Below are 13,822 nucleotides of genomic sequence, written 5' to 3'. Positions count from 1 at the left end.
ACTTCCGCCATCTTCGATCCGCAGATGTCGGAGAAGAAATACGCCACCACGATCACCGACATGCCGAGCCCGCCCTTGACCCAGCCGATCATGGCGCGCGCCAGCTCGACCAGCGCGTGGCTCATGCCGCAGCGTTCCATCAGATTGCCGGCGAACACAAAGGCGGGGATCGCCAGCAGCACCCAGCTCTGCGAGCCCGACACCAGCGCGGAAGACAGCTGCTGCATCGGGTAGCCGCCGATCCACAGGCCGGCGATGCCGGCGACCGCGAGCGCAAACACGATCGGCATCGAGAGCACGACCAGCACGGCGAAGATGATGGCGACGGTCGCTAGCAGCATGGAAGCCTCAATGCCCGGCCTCCCCGCGCGGCGGCGGCGAGATCATGACGGCGAGGCCATAGACCGCGATCAGGACGCCGCCGACCATCGAAGACGCATAGAGCCAGGCGAGGTTGATCTGCAGGCCGGGCGTGGTCAGCGTGCGGTTGAGCAGGCAAAGCTTGAAACCATACCAGGCCGCCAGCACGCCGACGCCCGCGATCAGCGCGTGATTGAAACAGTGGATCCAGAGCTGCGCGCGCGGGGATAGCCGATGCACGAACACCGTGAGCGTGAAATGAGATCGCGACTGGATGCCGATCGCCGCACCGATCAGCGTCAGCCACGCCAGCGACAATTCGCCGACCTCCTCCACCCAGGTGAAGGGTACGGGATCGACGTCGAGCCAGTCGGTGATGGCGCCGACGAAATAGCGCAGGATCACGCCTATCAGCAGGTTGACGATGGCAAGGACGATCAACGCCGTGACCGTGATTTTCGGGACGGCTGAAAGGATACGTAGCATGCGCTTTGGGATTCCGAACGTCGTGAGGCAGGCAGAAGCAGGGCCGGAGATTGGCTGCGGCCCCGCGGCTTGAATCAGGCCTTGAAGCCCTCGATCTCGTCCCACAACGCGCCGTACTGCGCCTTGTAGGCCGGCCAGATCTTGGCTTGCGCCACCTTGCGGAATTCCTCGACCTTGGCCTCCACCACGGTCATGCCGAGCGGCTCCAGTTCCGATTTGGCCTTGGCGAAATTGTCGACCGATTCGGTCGCCTCGCGGATCTTCTCCTGCGCCGTGCGCGACAGCTCCATCACCAGCTTCTGCTGATCGGGCAAAAGCCCGTTCCAGATCTCGAGATTCATCACCGCATTGGTCGGGCCGTAATTGTGATAGGTCATCGAGGCATATTTCGACACCTCGTAGATCTTCAGCGCTTTCATGTTGACGATCGGCAAATCGCCGCCGTCGATCACGCCCTGCTTGGCGGCGGTGACGACCTCGCCATAGGCCATCGGCACCGCGTTGCCGCCGAGGCCGTTGATGGTGTCGCCGAAGATCTTGGCCTGCTGCACCCGGATCTTCATGCCGCGCAAATCCCTGGGCTCGACGATCGGCTTCTTCGAGGTCCAGAAATGCCGAAAACCGTAGTCGAAGTAACACATCACCTTGAGCTTGTAGTTGTCCTCGATCTGCTTGCTGATGGTGTCGCCGATCTTGCCGTTGAGCATGGCGTAGGCCGAGGCGTAGTCCTTGACCAGATAGGGTACCAGCAGCGCCCCCATTTCCGGAAACACGGTGGCGGCTGCTCCCGCGGGGCTTCCCATCGCGACGCTGCCGGACTTGACCGCGTTCATGATCTCCAACTCCTGCGGGATCAGGGTCTTGCCGAAGAACTGCATCTCAAGCGCGCCCCTGGACTGCGCGGTCAATTCCTTGGCCATCCAGTCGAACGCGACCGCCGCCGACTCAGGCACCGCGTTGATGTGGGCAAACACCAGTTTTTTCGGCGCGGTTTGCGCAAACGCCGGCGCCCGGCCGGTGGCGAGAATACCGGCCAGGCCTCCGCCGGCGCGCAGCAGCGTGCGGCGATTGACGACGATGCGGCTCCTGGGAGCTGACATGGGTTTCCTCCAAGATTTTGCTTTTTGTTGCGGCTTTCGGCCGGGCAAGACCGGCCAATCCGGCGGCAAGCTTACAGCATGGAGAGCGTGTTGCCAGCGGGGATGTTGGCTGAGCGGCCGTGGATCATCGACGTGACCATCCATACCAACGCGTCGAAAGGCCGGCCATCATTGAAAAGCCGTCGCCGACGGGGTGTTGCCCGGATTGAACGAAGTGGCTCGAAAGGCGTTATTTCGTATGCCCAAGAGTAAACCCACCATCGGTCCCATGCGGACACAACCCGGCGAACGCACCTCGACCATGCCGACGCAGGTGTTGCCCGCGATGCCGGCGGCTGGAAGAAAGACGGTCGCGGCACAACCGAAGCAGGAGCCGACGAGGGGTGAAGCCGTGCGCGTCGCGAAGGCGCGAATCACGCGGCGCAATTCGCTGCGGAAACAACGGGAGGCCTTGAAGGACTAGCGCAGGTCGATTTCCCGATCGAGATTGCGCAAATACGACAGTCCTTCCACCGTCAGACGGTGCTCGTCGGTTTCGCCTTCGATGTACTTTTTCATCAGATGCCGGGCAAGCCGCTCACGCGCTCCCCTGGTCTCCGAACGGTCCGCGAGCGTGCCATATATGCGCAGCGCGCGATCGACGGGCAACATGGTCATGGTGTTTGTCTCGGGATTGGTTTGAGCCTTCGAATAGGTAAGGCTTGATGCCGCGGATCGTTCCGCGGAAAATCCTGTTTCGGTGACGCAATTGTGGGCGGTTGCCGGGCGCTTCGTCATGGCCGGGCATAGCCGTCCGAAGGACGGCGTCGCTTCCGCTCGCCTATGCCCGGCCATCCACGTCTTGCTGCTACATTTGTGAAGACGTAGATGCCCGGGACAAGCCCGGGCATGACGAGATTTCATATAACGGCCCATTTATCGGCTGCATTTCGAGTTAGACTCTAAGGTCCTGCCTCGGGGACCGTCTGTGCCGCAGGCGCCTTGACCTTGCGCTCTTTGAGCCAGTTCTCGAACCGCTGCACCACGACGAAGAAGGTCGGGACAAACAATACCGCAAGGCAGGTCGAGGCGATCATGCCGGAAAATACGGTGATACCGATCGACTTGCGGGCGCTGGCGCCGGCGCCGGAAGCTACCACCAGCGGCGCGACGCCGAGGATGAAGGCGAACGACGTCATCAGGATCGGCCGGAATCTTGCTCGAGCCGCCTCGACCGCCGATTCCACCAGCGGCTTGCCGTCGCGGCCGTGCAGTTCGAGCGCGACCTCGACGATCAGGATCGCGTTCTTGGCCGACAGTGCTATCAGCAGGATCAGGCCGATCTGGGTGTAGAGATTATTTTCGATCCGCAAGCCCGTGAGCACCGCCATCGGGCCGAGCAGCGAGAGCGGCACGGCAAGGATGACGGAGATCGGGGCGTACCAGCTTTCATATTGTCCGGCGAGCACGAGATAGACCAGCAGCAGCGCCAGGCCGAACACGTAGTAGATCTGGCCGCCGACGGATTTTTCCTGATAGGACATCGCGGTCCATTCATAGCCCGCGCCCGGCGGCAGGGTTTTTGCGGCGATCTCTTCCATCAGCTTGATCGACTGGCCGGAGCTGTAACCCTGCGCCGGCAGGCCGAGGACGGTCGAGGACGGATAGAGATTGTACAGGCTGATCAGCGACGGACCGACCGACGGCGTGATGGTCGCGAGCGTGCCAAGCGGAATCATGTCGCCCTGCGAGTTGCGCACCATCAGATTTTCGATGTCCCGCGGCCTCAGGCGAAACTGCGAATCCGCTTGCGCGAAGACCTGGAAGGTGCGGCCGAATTTCGTGAACTGGTTGACATAGGAGGCGCCGAGATAGGAACTCAGTGTCGAAAATACCTGGTCGGTCGTGACATGCAGCGTCTGGGTCTTGATGCGGTCGACATCGACGTCGAACTGCGGCACCAGCGCGCGGAACGGCGAACTGACGCGCTGCAGGGCGCTCTGGGTTTGCGCGTTGGCGACGATGGCATCGGTGACGGCCTGCAGCTTGCCGAAGTCCGAATTGCCGTCGCGCAACTCGACCTGCATGGCGAAGCCGGCGGCGTTGCCGATGCCCTGGATCGGCGGCGGCGGGATCACCAGGATCCGCGCCTCCGGAATCTCCGCCATCTTCTGGTTCAAGCCGGTGAACAGCGAGCGCAGATCCTGCCCCAGACCGCGCTCGCTCCACTCCTTCAGGATCAGATAGGCGACGCCGCCATTGGCGAGGCTCGAGGAGTTGTCGAGCGCCGACAGGCCGGCGATGGTGATCGTCTGGTCGACGCCGGGCGTCTTGTTCGACAATTCCGCGACCCGATTGAGCACCCGCTGGGTGCGATCAAGCGAGGCGCCGTCGGGCAATTGCACGGCGACCAGCAGATAGCCTTGGTCCTCGATCGGAATGAAGCCGGTCGGCACCCGCGACAGGCCGTAGCCGCCGATGCCGATCAGGATCAGCGCAATGATCACCGACAGGTTGCTGTGCACCGCCATGCGGCCGATCAGCGCCGCATAGCCCCGTTCGAGGCGGTCATAAACCCGGTTGAAGCCGCGATAGAACCAGTTGCGCTGGTCCAGCGGCACCGGCGCACGCAGCCATAGCGCGCATTGGGTCGGCTTCAGCGTCGCGGCGTTGATGGCGCTCAGTAGCGCGGTCGCGGCGATCACCAGCGCGAACTGCGCATAGATGCGTCCCGTGAGCCCCGGCAGGAACGCCGCCGGCAGAAACACCGAGATCAGCACCAGCGTGATGCCGACGATCGGCGCGAACAGCGCGTCCATCGCCGCGATCGCGGCGTCATGGCCGGACATGCCTCTCTCGATATTGTGGGCGGCGCCCTCGACGACGACGATGGCGTCGTCCACCACGATGCCGATCGAGAGCACGATCGCAAACAGGGTCGACAGGTTGATGGTGAAACCGAGCGCCGCCATTGCGGCAAAGGCGCCGATGATGGTGACCGGCACCGTGGTTGCCGGCACCAGCATCGCGCGCCAGTCTTGCAGGAAGACGAGGATCACGACCAGAACGAGGAGGCCAGCCTCGATCAGCGTCTTGTAGACTTCATGGATTGAGGCCGCGACGAATTTGGTGGTGTCGAACGGCGTGTCGAATTTGATGTCCGGCGGGAAAGCGACGGCGAGCTCCGTCATTTTCTTGCGGACCGCCGTCTCGACTTCCAGTGCATTGGCGCCGGGCGACTGGAACACGCCGATGCCGGTCGCCGCCTGATTGTTGAGCGAGAACACCTGGCTGTAGGTCTGGGCTCCCAGTTCGACCGAGCCGACGTCGCGGACATGGGTGACGTCGCCATTGCTGCCGGTCTTGACGATGATGTCCTCGAACTGGCTCGCATCGTCGAGCCGGCCGTTGACGTTGAGGGTATATTGGAAGGCCTGATCCGGCGGCGTCGGCGGCATGCCGACCTGGCCCGCGGTGACCTGCTGGCTCTGCTGCTGGATCGCCTGGATGACGTCCTGCGGCATCAGCCCGCGCACCTGCAGCTTGTTGGGATCGAGCCAGATCCGCATCGAATACTGGCCGGCGCCGAACACCGTGACATTGCCGACCCCGGGCAGTCGCGACAACTCGTCGCGAATGTTGATGGTGGCGTAATTGCTCAGATAAAGGCTGTCGTAGGTCCCCTTCGGCGAGGTCAGCGTCACGAACAAGAGGATCGCCGTGGATTTCTTCTGCACGGTGACGCCCTGGTTCTGCACCGCCTGCGGCAGCTGCGACAGCGCGCTCGACACCCGGTTCTGCACCAGCACCTGCGCGAAGTTGAGATCGGTGCCGATCTTGAACGTGACCGTCAGCGAGTAGGTGCCGTCGGCGCCGCTATAGGACTGCATGTAGAGCATGTCCTCGACGCCGTTGACCTGCTGCTCGATCGGCAGCGCCACGGTATCGATCACGGTCTTGGCGCTGGCGCCGGGATAGCGGGTGGTGACCTGCACCGTCGGCGGCACCACGTCGGGATATTGCGCGACCGCCAGCGTAAACAGGCAGACGCCGCCGATCAGGATCATCAGGATCGCGATGACGTTGGAAAGCACCGGCCGCTCGATGAAGAATTTCGAAATCATGCGCGGCTCCTATTTGGCCGGTGGTGGCGGCGCATCGATCTTCTGCAGCTGCGGGTCGACCTTCTGGCCGGGGATTGCGCGCAACAATCCGGCGATGACGACGCGATCGTCGGGCTTCAGCCCGCTTTCGATCACCCGCAATTCGCCCTCGACCTGCCCGATCTGGACCTTGCGCTGCTCGACGACATTGTCAGCGTTGACTGCCAGCACATAGCGTCCGCCCTGATCGCTGCCGAGCGCGATATCGGGCACCAGCAGCGCGTCCTGCTGCTGATCGAAGGGAACGCGGACACGAACGTAATAGCCGGGTAAGAGGATACGATCCGCGTTCGGCAGCACGCCGCGCACCGCCAGCGTGCCGGTCGACTGGTTGACCGTCGGCGCGGCATAGTCGAGCTTGCCCTTGTGCGGAAAACCGTTCTCGGTCTGCAACCCGACCTCGATCGGCAATTGCGTGAGTTCGCTCGAGGTCATCCCGCGCCGCTTGGCTTCGGCCCTGATCCGCAAAACATCCTGTTCGTTGACGTTGAACGTGACGTAGATCGGGTCGAGCTGCACGATGGTGGCGAGTTGCGTCGGCGACGCCGCCCCGACCAGTTCGCCGACCGAGACCAGATGCGCGCTGACGATGCCGTCGAACGGTGCCGCCACATTGGTGTAGCCGTAATTGACCTCCGCGATCTTGGTGTTGGCCTGGGCCTGCTGCAGATTGGCCTGGGCGTTGTCGCGGGTGGAGGTGGAAGTATCCAGCGTGGCCTGCGAGACGGCCTGTCGTGCCACCAGATCCACCTGGCGCTTGTAGTCGGCCTCGGCCTGTTTCACGGACGCCTGCGCGCCGGCTTCCGCAGCCTGGGCCTGATCGAGTTTCAGCTTGTAGGTATCGGGTTCGATCGTGAACAGCGTGGTGCCCTGCTTGACCAGGCTGCCGTCCTTGTAATTGATCGACTGCAGCACACCCTGCACGCGCGCCACCAGATCGACGCTGTTGAAGGGGGCGGTATTGCCGGTGGCTACGAAGTAACGCGTGATCGCCTTCTGCACCGGCGCCGCGACATCGACCTTGGGCGGCGGCGGCGGCACAAAGCTGTTTTGTTCGCAACCGCCGAGTGCTGCGAACGCAAATATGACGAAAGAAATACGGTGAATGTCGGCCCTTTGGCTAATGGTACCGCCTGATTTGGCGCATACTCGCGAATGTCCCGGCTTCATTCCCGTGTCCCAATTCGAATTTTGCACCCGCGAAGGCCTCGTCTAAGAAGAGCGCCGCGCCGAGCATGAATAACAACAATCCGCTTGCAGTGGAACTCGAAAGCGAAAATGATGGCGCCTGCGAAAAAAAATTTCCTTCGATTTCACTTCGGTTGAAGCGGCGGCTCCAGCGCGACAACGAAAAGGATTTATTCAAATGATCAACGTATTGAGCCGTCCGGCGGCGCTGTTGGCGTCGGCCACGGTCGTGCTGTTCGCGATTGCGACGCCGGCCTTTTCGCAGGCGCCGACCGACGCGCAGCGCAGCGCGATCCGCTCCGCCTGCCGCGCGGATTATCAGGCTAATTGCGCCAGCGTCCCGCCGGGTGGGATGGCATCGCTGCAGTGCCTGCAGAAGAACATGTCGAACCTCTCTCCGTCCTGCCAGACCGCAGTACGCGCGGTCGAGCCGGCGGCCGAGCCCAAAGCCGAAGCGAAGCCGGAAGCCAAGCCTGAGTCCGCTCCGGCCGCGGCGGCCAAGGAGGAGCCAGCGCCGGCCAAGCCGGCAGCCGAGACGGCCGCGCCTCCAAAGGCTGCCGGCACGGCGGCGAAAAAGCCGAGCAGTGCGCAAATCGCCGCGATCCGCAGCGCCTGCCGCTCGGATTATCAAAGGGTCTGCGCCGGTGTGCCGACCGGAGGTTCTGCCGCCCTGCAATGCCTGGAGAAGAACAAGGCAAAGGTTTCGGGCAATTGCGAGAAGGCGGTGAGCGATGTCGGCGGCGGCGCGGCACCCGCGGCTGGCGCTCCGGGAGCGGCTGCGAGCGCCGATCCCGCGGCCGCCCCGGCTGCTGCGCCAGCGCCGGCGCTGGTGCTGCGCCCGATGCGGCCGCGCGAAATCCTGTTCGTGTTGCGCTCAGCCTGCGGCGGAGATGTGCGCACGCTGTGCGCCGGCGTTCCGCCGGGTGGCGGCCGCATCATCGAATGCCTCGCCACGCAGTCGGCCTCGCTGTCGCCGGCATGCTCCGATGTGCTGGGCCAGTTCTCGGCGCAGTAGGCGAGTTCCAACTTGCGGAAAACTGCCAGTCCGGGCATTGCAACAGTGGGCTAGAGAACGGACGGCATGAGCGATCTTCGCGACTGGTTGCGCGGGCACGGGCTTGAGCAATACGCCGACACGTTCGAGGCGAACGATATCGATCTCGATATCCTGGCCGAGCTGAGCGAACACGACCTCGAACAGCTCGGCGTATCGCTGGGCAACCGCCGCCGGCTGCTCAAGGCGATTGCCGGCGGAGCGGCCGCGCCGGCGCCGTCGAGACCACCTACCTCAGGGACTTCGGAATCGAGTGATGCCGAGCGCCGCCAGGTCACGGTGTTGTTCGCCGACATGGTCGGCTCGACGGCGCTGTCGGGCAAGGTCGATCCCGAACTGCTCGGAGGCCTGATCCGCCGCTACCAGGACGCTGCGGCGGGTGCGATCGGGCGTTACGGCGGCTTCGTCGCCAAATTCATGGGTGACGGCGTTCTGGCCTATTTCGGTTTCCCCCGCGCCTTCGAGGATGCCGCGGAGCGCGCCATCCGCGCCGCGATCAGCATCGTGGCGGAGGCCAGTGAGATCGAATTGCCCGACGGCACACGGGTGCAGACGCGGATCGGCATCGCCACCGGCCTCGTCGTGGTCGGCGAAATCATCGGCACCGGCACGGCCCGCGAGCGCACCATCGTCGGCGAGACGCCCAATCTGGCCGCACGGCTGCAGGCGCTCGCTGGACCGGACACCATCATCGTCAGCGAGGCGACCCGGAATCTGCTGGGTGGGCTGTTCGAACTGGAACACACCGGCGAACACGACTTGAAGGGTTTTTCTCGTCCGGTGCCGGCCTGGCGCGTCGCTTGCGAGGCCTCGGTCGCAAGCCGCTTTGCCGCCCGCAGCGGCGGCAATCTGCCGCTGGTCGGCCGCGCCCATGAAATGGGGCTGATACTCGATCGCTGGCGTCTCGCTCGCCAGGGCGAGGGCCAGATCGTCACGCTGGTGGGCGAAGCGGGAATCGGAAAATCGCGCTCGATCGAGGCGCTGCAGGAAGCGCTGGCCAATGAGCCGCATCGCCGCATCAACCTGCAATGCTCGCCCTATCACAGCGACAGCGCGCTTTATCCGGTCATCCGGTATCTCGGCCGTGCCGCCGGTTTTACGGCAACGGATTCACCAGCGGCGCGGATCGAAAAACTCGGCACCCTGTTCAGACAGCGCGCCGCTTCGAACGCCGCGCTCCCGTTATTGGCGGAGCTGCTGTCGATCCCGATGGCCGCGGCGGAGCCGTCGCCGCAAACCCCTGCACAGCGCAAGGCGGCGACGCTGGCGCTCATCGTCGACGAATTCCTTGCGACCGGAGAAAGCGACCCGGTGCTGATCGTGCTGGAGGACGCGCACTGGGCGGATGCCACCACACTGGAAATGATGACGCGGCTGACCGACAGTGTCGGCCGCGCGCGGTCGCTTGCGGTGGTGACCGCGCGGCCGGATTTTGTGGCGCCCTGGCTGACCCGGCCGCAGGCGACGCTGCTGACGCTCGGCCGTCTGGGCCGCCAGGACTGCGCACAACTGGTGGCCGGGGTCGCCGCGAGCCACGGCCTGTCGGCGGAGGCGGTGGCGGCGATCGTCGCCAAGACTGACGGCATTCCCCTGTTTGTCGAGGAACTGACCAAGAGCGTCATGGAATCGGCCGGCGAAGACGGCGCGGTGCCGGCGACGCTGAAGGATTCGCTGATGGCCCGCCTCGACCGGCTCGGCGATGCGCGCGACGTAGCCCAGATCGCAGCCGTCATCGGCCGGCAGTTTTCGCTGGCGCTGCTGAGCGCCGCAACGGCGCGGGATGCGGACGAACTCGACACCACGCTGGCCCGGCTCGTCGCCGCGGAAATCGTTTTCCCGGAGGAGCGCAGCCTGGAGCGGGGTTTTGTTTTCAAGCACGCGCTGGTCCGCGACGTCGCCTATGAAAGCCTGCTGCTGGCGCGGCGGCGCGAATGGCACGAACGCATCGCGCGTGCGCTGGAGAAGGATTTCGGCGACGTCGCCGCGCGCGAACCGGATTTGCTCGCCTATCATTTCGGCGAGGCCACGCTGTTGCTTCCGGCCAGCGACTATCGGATGCGCGCCGGCGACCAGGCGGTGAGCCGTTCGGCCTATCCCGAGGCGACCGCGCATTTCACGGCAGGCCTCAAGCTCGCGGAGGCAATGCCATCGCCGGAGGGCATGCACAAGCGTCTTGATTTCCTGCTCAAGCTCGGCGCGGCATCCGTTGTCTTATACGGCTCGCGCAGCGCAGAAGCCGAGGATGCCTATACCCGCGCCAACGAAATCGGCGAGCGGCTGGACGATAGTCCCCGACTGTTCCAGGCTAAATGGGGCCTGTGGCTCAACGCCAATCTCAGGCGCAAGACCGCGCTGGCACACGATCGGGCCGGCGAACTGGTGGCGCTGGCGCAAAACTCCGGCGATGAAGAGCTGTTGCTTGAGGCCTATCATTGCCGCTGGTCGACGGCGTTCTTTCGCGGCGATGTCGCGCCCGCATTGGAAGATAGTCGGCATGGCATCGAACTCTACGACATAGACCGCCACCGTCACCTCGGCCATGCGTTCGGCGGTCACGATCCCGGCGTTTGTGGCCATGCGCAGTGCGGCAACTCGCTGCAGCTCGCAGGCGCTGCGCAAGAGGCAAGGCAAAGCTACGCGCAGGCGATTGTGCTGGCCGAAATACTCGATCATCCCAATAGCCTCGCCCACGGACTGCACAATTCGGCCATCGGTCGCCAGATCGGCGCCGATCGCGATGACACCTTCACGGCAGCGCACCGGGCGGTAGGGCTGGCGGAAAAATACGGCCTGCCCCCGTGGCGCGCGAGCAGCCTGGTCCTGACCGCCTGGGCAACCGCGGTCGGCTCAGGCATCGCGGACGCCGCACGGGTGATCGATGCCGAGATCGACCACGCGACGGCCGTCGGTCCGGTCCCGCAATATTATCTTGGCGTGGCCGGAGAAGTCCTGCTGGCCGCTGGACGGCCGGCGGACGGACTCGCCCATCTCGACCGCGCCATCGCCGGAATCGACGAACCGGGGATCGGCTTCTATTTGCCGGAGATCTATCGCCTGCGCGGCACGTGCTTGCTGGCGCTCGATCGCAACAACAAGGATGAGGCGCGCTCGGCCTTCACAACCGCTCTCGGCATCGCCAGACGCCAGGGAGCGGTCATTTTCCAGCGCCGCGCCGAGGCAGCACTTTCCGAGCTTGCAAATGGCGATGTCCGCGGATAACGCACAGCGGCAATCATGCTCGAGCGGGGGCGGAACGTTGCGGATCGCCGTGATCGGGGGAGGCCCCGGAGGCCTCTATTTCAGCTATCTGTGGAAGAAGCGCCACCCCGAGGCGCAAGTCGACCTGTTCGAACAGAATCCAGCCGGCGCCACCTGGGGCTTCGGCGTGGTATTCTCCGAACAGGCGCTGGAATTTCTGCGCGCCGACGACCCCGACACGGTCGACGCCATCACACCGAGGATGGAAAGCTGGACCAACATCACACTCAATCTGCGCGGCGAAAGCGTCGAGATCGACGGCGTCGGCTTTTCGTCGATCGGACGGCTCGAACTGCTGACGATCCTGCAAACCCGCGCGGCTTCGGTCGGCGTCGCGTTGCGCTTCGACAGGCAGATCGCATCCGTCGACCAACTCACCGGCTACGACCTGATCGTCGCGGCCGACGGCCTGAACTCGCTGGTGCGCCGCAGTTTCGAGAGCGATTTCGGCGCCTCGCTGTCGGTTTCCCAGAACAAGTTCGCCTGGTACGGCACTACAAAACGCTTCGCCACCCTGTCGCAGACCTTTGTCGAAACCGGGCTCGGTACGTTCAACGCGCATCACTATCGCTACTCGCCCGATATGAGCACGTTCCTGGTCGAATGCGATCCCGCGACCTGGGCGGCCTATGGCTTCGCCGACAAGACTGTCGATGAATCCAAGGCCGTCTGCGAGCAAGTATTTGCCACCGCGCTCGACGGCCACGCGCTGATTTCGAACAAATCGGTCTGGCGCAATTTCCCCTGGATCTGGAACGAGCGCTGGTGGTCAGGGAACAGGGTGCTGATCGGCGACGCCCTGCATTCGGCGCACTTCTCGATCGGCTCGGGCACTCGTCTGGCGATCGAGGACGCCATCGCGCTGGCAAAAGCGCTGGAGGCGGAGGCCGATATTCCCGCGGCCCTCGCCCGCTATCAAAGCGAGCGCCAGCCGATCGTCAAAAAACTGGTGACAGCGGCGCGCACCAGCGCCGATTGGTACGAGAAATTCCCCGAACACATGAAGCTCGGCCTGATGGAATTTGCCTATAGCTATATCACCCGCTCGGGGCGGGTCGACGATATCAGGTTGCGCGCGATGGCCCCGCGCTTCATGGCGCGCTACGAGGCGTCGCGGCCGTCATCGGCGGGCAGGAGCGAGGCATGACGCGCGAGATCGCCGACGCGGTGCCGCCGGATTGCGCCGGCGCGAGCGAAATCGGCTTTGCTATTCCCCAAACCTACAACGCCAGCCGCATCCTGTTCGACAATCTCGGCAAGGGCCGCGGCGACCGGCTTGCGCTGACGGGCCCGCTGGGACAGCGCAGCTATCGCGAACTCTGCGCGGATGCCTGCCGCTGGGGCCACGGCTTTGCCTCGCTCAGTCTGGCGCGCGGCGACCGCATCCTGATGTTTCTCGACGATACCCCGGCCTATCCGGCGGCGTTTTTCGGCGCGGTCCGCGCCGGCTTTGTGCCGCTATTGATCAACACGCTGACGCCGCCGGACCTCCTGCAATTCTATCTCGCGGATTCCGGCGCCGTTGTCGCGGTGGCCGACGCCGAATTTGCCGCGCGTTTCAATGCCGAGGCCTGCAAGGATACCGCGCTGCACACGCTCATCATCGTCAACGGTACCGCCGGCGACAACGCTTCACCGGAGACAATTTACGCCGATCAATGGCTGCCGGATTTTCCGGCCGATCTCGTGGAGGCCGACACCCATCGCAACGAGATGGCGTTCTGGATGTATTCGTCGGGATCGACCGGCCGGCCCAAGGGCATCGTGCACCTGCAGCACGACATGGCCTATAGCGAGGCCGCGTTCGCCCGCAACGTGCTGAGGCTTGAAGCCGGCGACATCTGCTTTTCCGTGCCGAAGATTTTCTTCGCCTACGGTTTTGGCAATTCCATCACCTTCCCGTTCTCGGTCGGCGCGGCGACCCTGCTGCTGCCGGGCCAGCCAAAGCCGTCGGCGATTTTTGAAGCAATCGAGCACTATCGACCCAGTGTGTTTTTCGGATTGCCGACGCTCTATACCTCGCTGACCAAGGCCGACAACGCCGCCGCCACCGATTTCTCGTCGCTGCGGATGGCGCTGTCGGCCGCCGAGGTGCTGTCATCCGATGTCTTCAATGGCTGGAAAACCCTGACCGGGCTTGAGATCGTCGAAGGGCTGGGCTCGACCGAAGTGCTGCACATTTACCTGTCCAACCGCCTCGACAACAAAAAGCTCGGCGCCGCCGGCCTTCGCGT

The 13,822-nt window shown here is 64.1% G+C and carries 11 protein-coding genes; 5 read left to right on the top strand and 6 right to left on the bottom strand.

Going from position 1 to position 13,822, the window contains the following annotated elements:
• The 3 genes from VK804_RS15425 to VK804_RS15415 all read right to left on the bottom strand — a co-directional run.
• Positions 1-341 (bottom strand): TRAP transporter large permease subunit (locus VK804_RS15425; RefSeq protein WP_325371687.1); only part of this gene is annotated, 341 nt, incomplete at its 3' end.
• A 7-nt stretch (positions 342-348) separates the two neighbouring features.
• On the bottom strand, positions 349-846 hold the full coding sequence (locus VK804_RS15420) for a TRAP transporter small permease (protein ID WP_325371685.1): 498 nt from the start codon (positions 844-846) through the stop codon (positions 349-351).
• A 74-nt stretch (positions 847-920) separates the two neighbouring features.
• Positions 921-1,946, bottom strand: coding sequence for a TRAP transporter substrate-binding protein (locus VK804_RS15415; protein WP_325371683.1), 1,026 nt, complete (start codon positions 1,944-1,946; stop codon positions 921-923).
• 238 nt (positions 1,947-2,184) lie between these two features.
• Between VK804_RS15415 and VK804_RS15410 the strand changes: the two genes are divergently transcribed.
• Positions 2,185-2,409 carry a hypothetical protein gene (locus VK804_RS15410; RefSeq protein ID WP_325371681.1) on the top strand — a complete coding sequence of 75 codons (225 nt, stop codon included), beginning with the start codon at positions 2,185-2,187 and terminating at the stop codon, positions 2,407-2,409.
• Here VK804_RS15410 and VK804_RS15405 read toward each other — a convergent pair.
• The 3 genes from VK804_RS15405 to VK804_RS15395 form a co-directional block, all read right to left on the bottom strand.
• The gene (locus tag VK804_RS15405) at positions 2,406-2,603 is read right to left on the bottom strand and encodes a hypothetical protein (RefSeq protein ID WP_325371680.1); all 198 of its coding nucleotides are present in this window, start codon (positions 2,601-2,603) and stop codon (positions 2,406-2,408) included. The two genes, VK804_RS15410 and VK804_RS15405, sit on opposite strands and share 4 nt — an antisense overlap.
• A gap of 284 nt (positions 2,604-2,887) precedes the next feature.
• Positions 2,888-6,049: an efflux RND transporter permease subunit gene (locus VK804_RS15400; protein ID WP_325371679.1), complete on the bottom strand. Its 3,162-nt coding sequence runs from the start codon at positions 6,047-6,049 to the stop codon at positions 2,888-2,890.
• 9 nt (positions 6,050-6,058) lie between these two features.
• Complete coding sequence (locus VK804_RS15395; RefSeq protein ID WP_325371678.1) at positions 6,059-7,258, bottom strand: efflux RND transporter periplasmic adaptor subunit; 1,200 nt, start codon at positions 7,256-7,258, stop codon at positions 6,059-6,061.
• 196 nt (positions 7,259-7,454) lie between these two features.
• On the opposite strand from VK804_RS15395, the gene VK804_RS15390 reads away from it, so the two are divergent.
• From VK804_RS15390 to VK804_RS15375, 4 genes are all read left to right on the top strand, one after another.
• The gene (locus VK804_RS15390) at positions 7,455-8,291 is read left to right on the top strand and encodes a cysteine rich repeat-containing protein (RefSeq protein WP_325371677.1); all 837 of its coding nucleotides are present in this window, start codon (positions 7,455-7,457) and stop codon (positions 8,289-8,291) included.
• A gap of 66 nt (positions 8,292-8,357) precedes the next feature.
• A complete protein-coding gene (locus VK804_RS15385; protein WP_325371676.1) occupies positions 8,358-11,549 on the top strand; it encodes an adenylate/guanylate cyclase domain-containing protein in 3,192 nt (1,063 codons plus the stop codon).
• Between the two features lie 37 nt (positions 11,550-11,586).
• Entirely contained in the window at positions 11,587-12,735 is a 1,149-nt protein-coding gene (locus tag VK804_RS15380; RefSeq protein WP_325371689.1) for an FAD-dependent monooxygenase, read from the top strand.
• A partial coding sequence (locus VK804_RS15375; protein WP_325371675.1) for an AMP-binding protein occupies positions 12,732-13,822 on the top strand: 1,091 nt, incomplete at its 3' end. The genes VK804_RS15380 and VK804_RS15375, both read left to right, overlap by 4 nt.

The organism is Bradyrhizobium sp., assembly GCF_035484855.1.
GTDB lineage: Bacteria > Pseudomonadota > Alphaproteobacteria > Rhizobiales > Xanthobacteraceae > Bradyrhizobium.
This window is presented reverse-complemented; position numbering and strand designations above follow the sequence as displayed.

Coding starts and splice junctions, on each gene's coding strand:
- VK804_RS15420 (WP_325371685.1), bottom strand. CDS start 846: ATGCTACGTATCCTTTCAGCCGTCCCGAAAATCACGGTCACGGCGTTG.
- VK804_RS15410 (WP_325371681.1), top strand. CDS start 2,185: ATGCCCAAGAGTAAACCCACCATCGGTCCCATGCGGACACAACCCGGC.
- VK804_RS15405 (WP_325371680.1), bottom strand. CDS start 2,603: ATGACCATGTTGCCCGTCGATCGCGCGCTGCGCATATATGGCACGCTC.
- VK804_RS15400 (WP_325371679.1), bottom strand. CDS start 6,049: ATGATTTCGAAATTCTTCATCGAGCGGCCGGTGCTTTCCAACGTCATC.
- VK804_RS15390 (WP_325371677.1), top strand. CDS start 7,455: ATGATCAACGTATTGAGCCGTCCGGCGGCGCTGTTGGCGTCGGCCACG.
- VK804_RS15385 (WP_325371676.1), top strand. CDS start 8,358: ATGAGCGATCTTCGCGACTGGTTGCGCGGGCACGGGCTTGAGCAATAC.
- VK804_RS15395 (WP_325371678.1), bottom strand. CDS start 7,258: ATGAAGCCGGGACATTCGCGAGTATGCGCCAAATCAGGCGGTACCATT.
- VK804_RS15415 (WP_325371683.1), bottom strand. CDS start 1,946: ATGTCAGCTCCCAGGAGCCGCATCGTCGTCAATCGCCGCACGCTGCTG.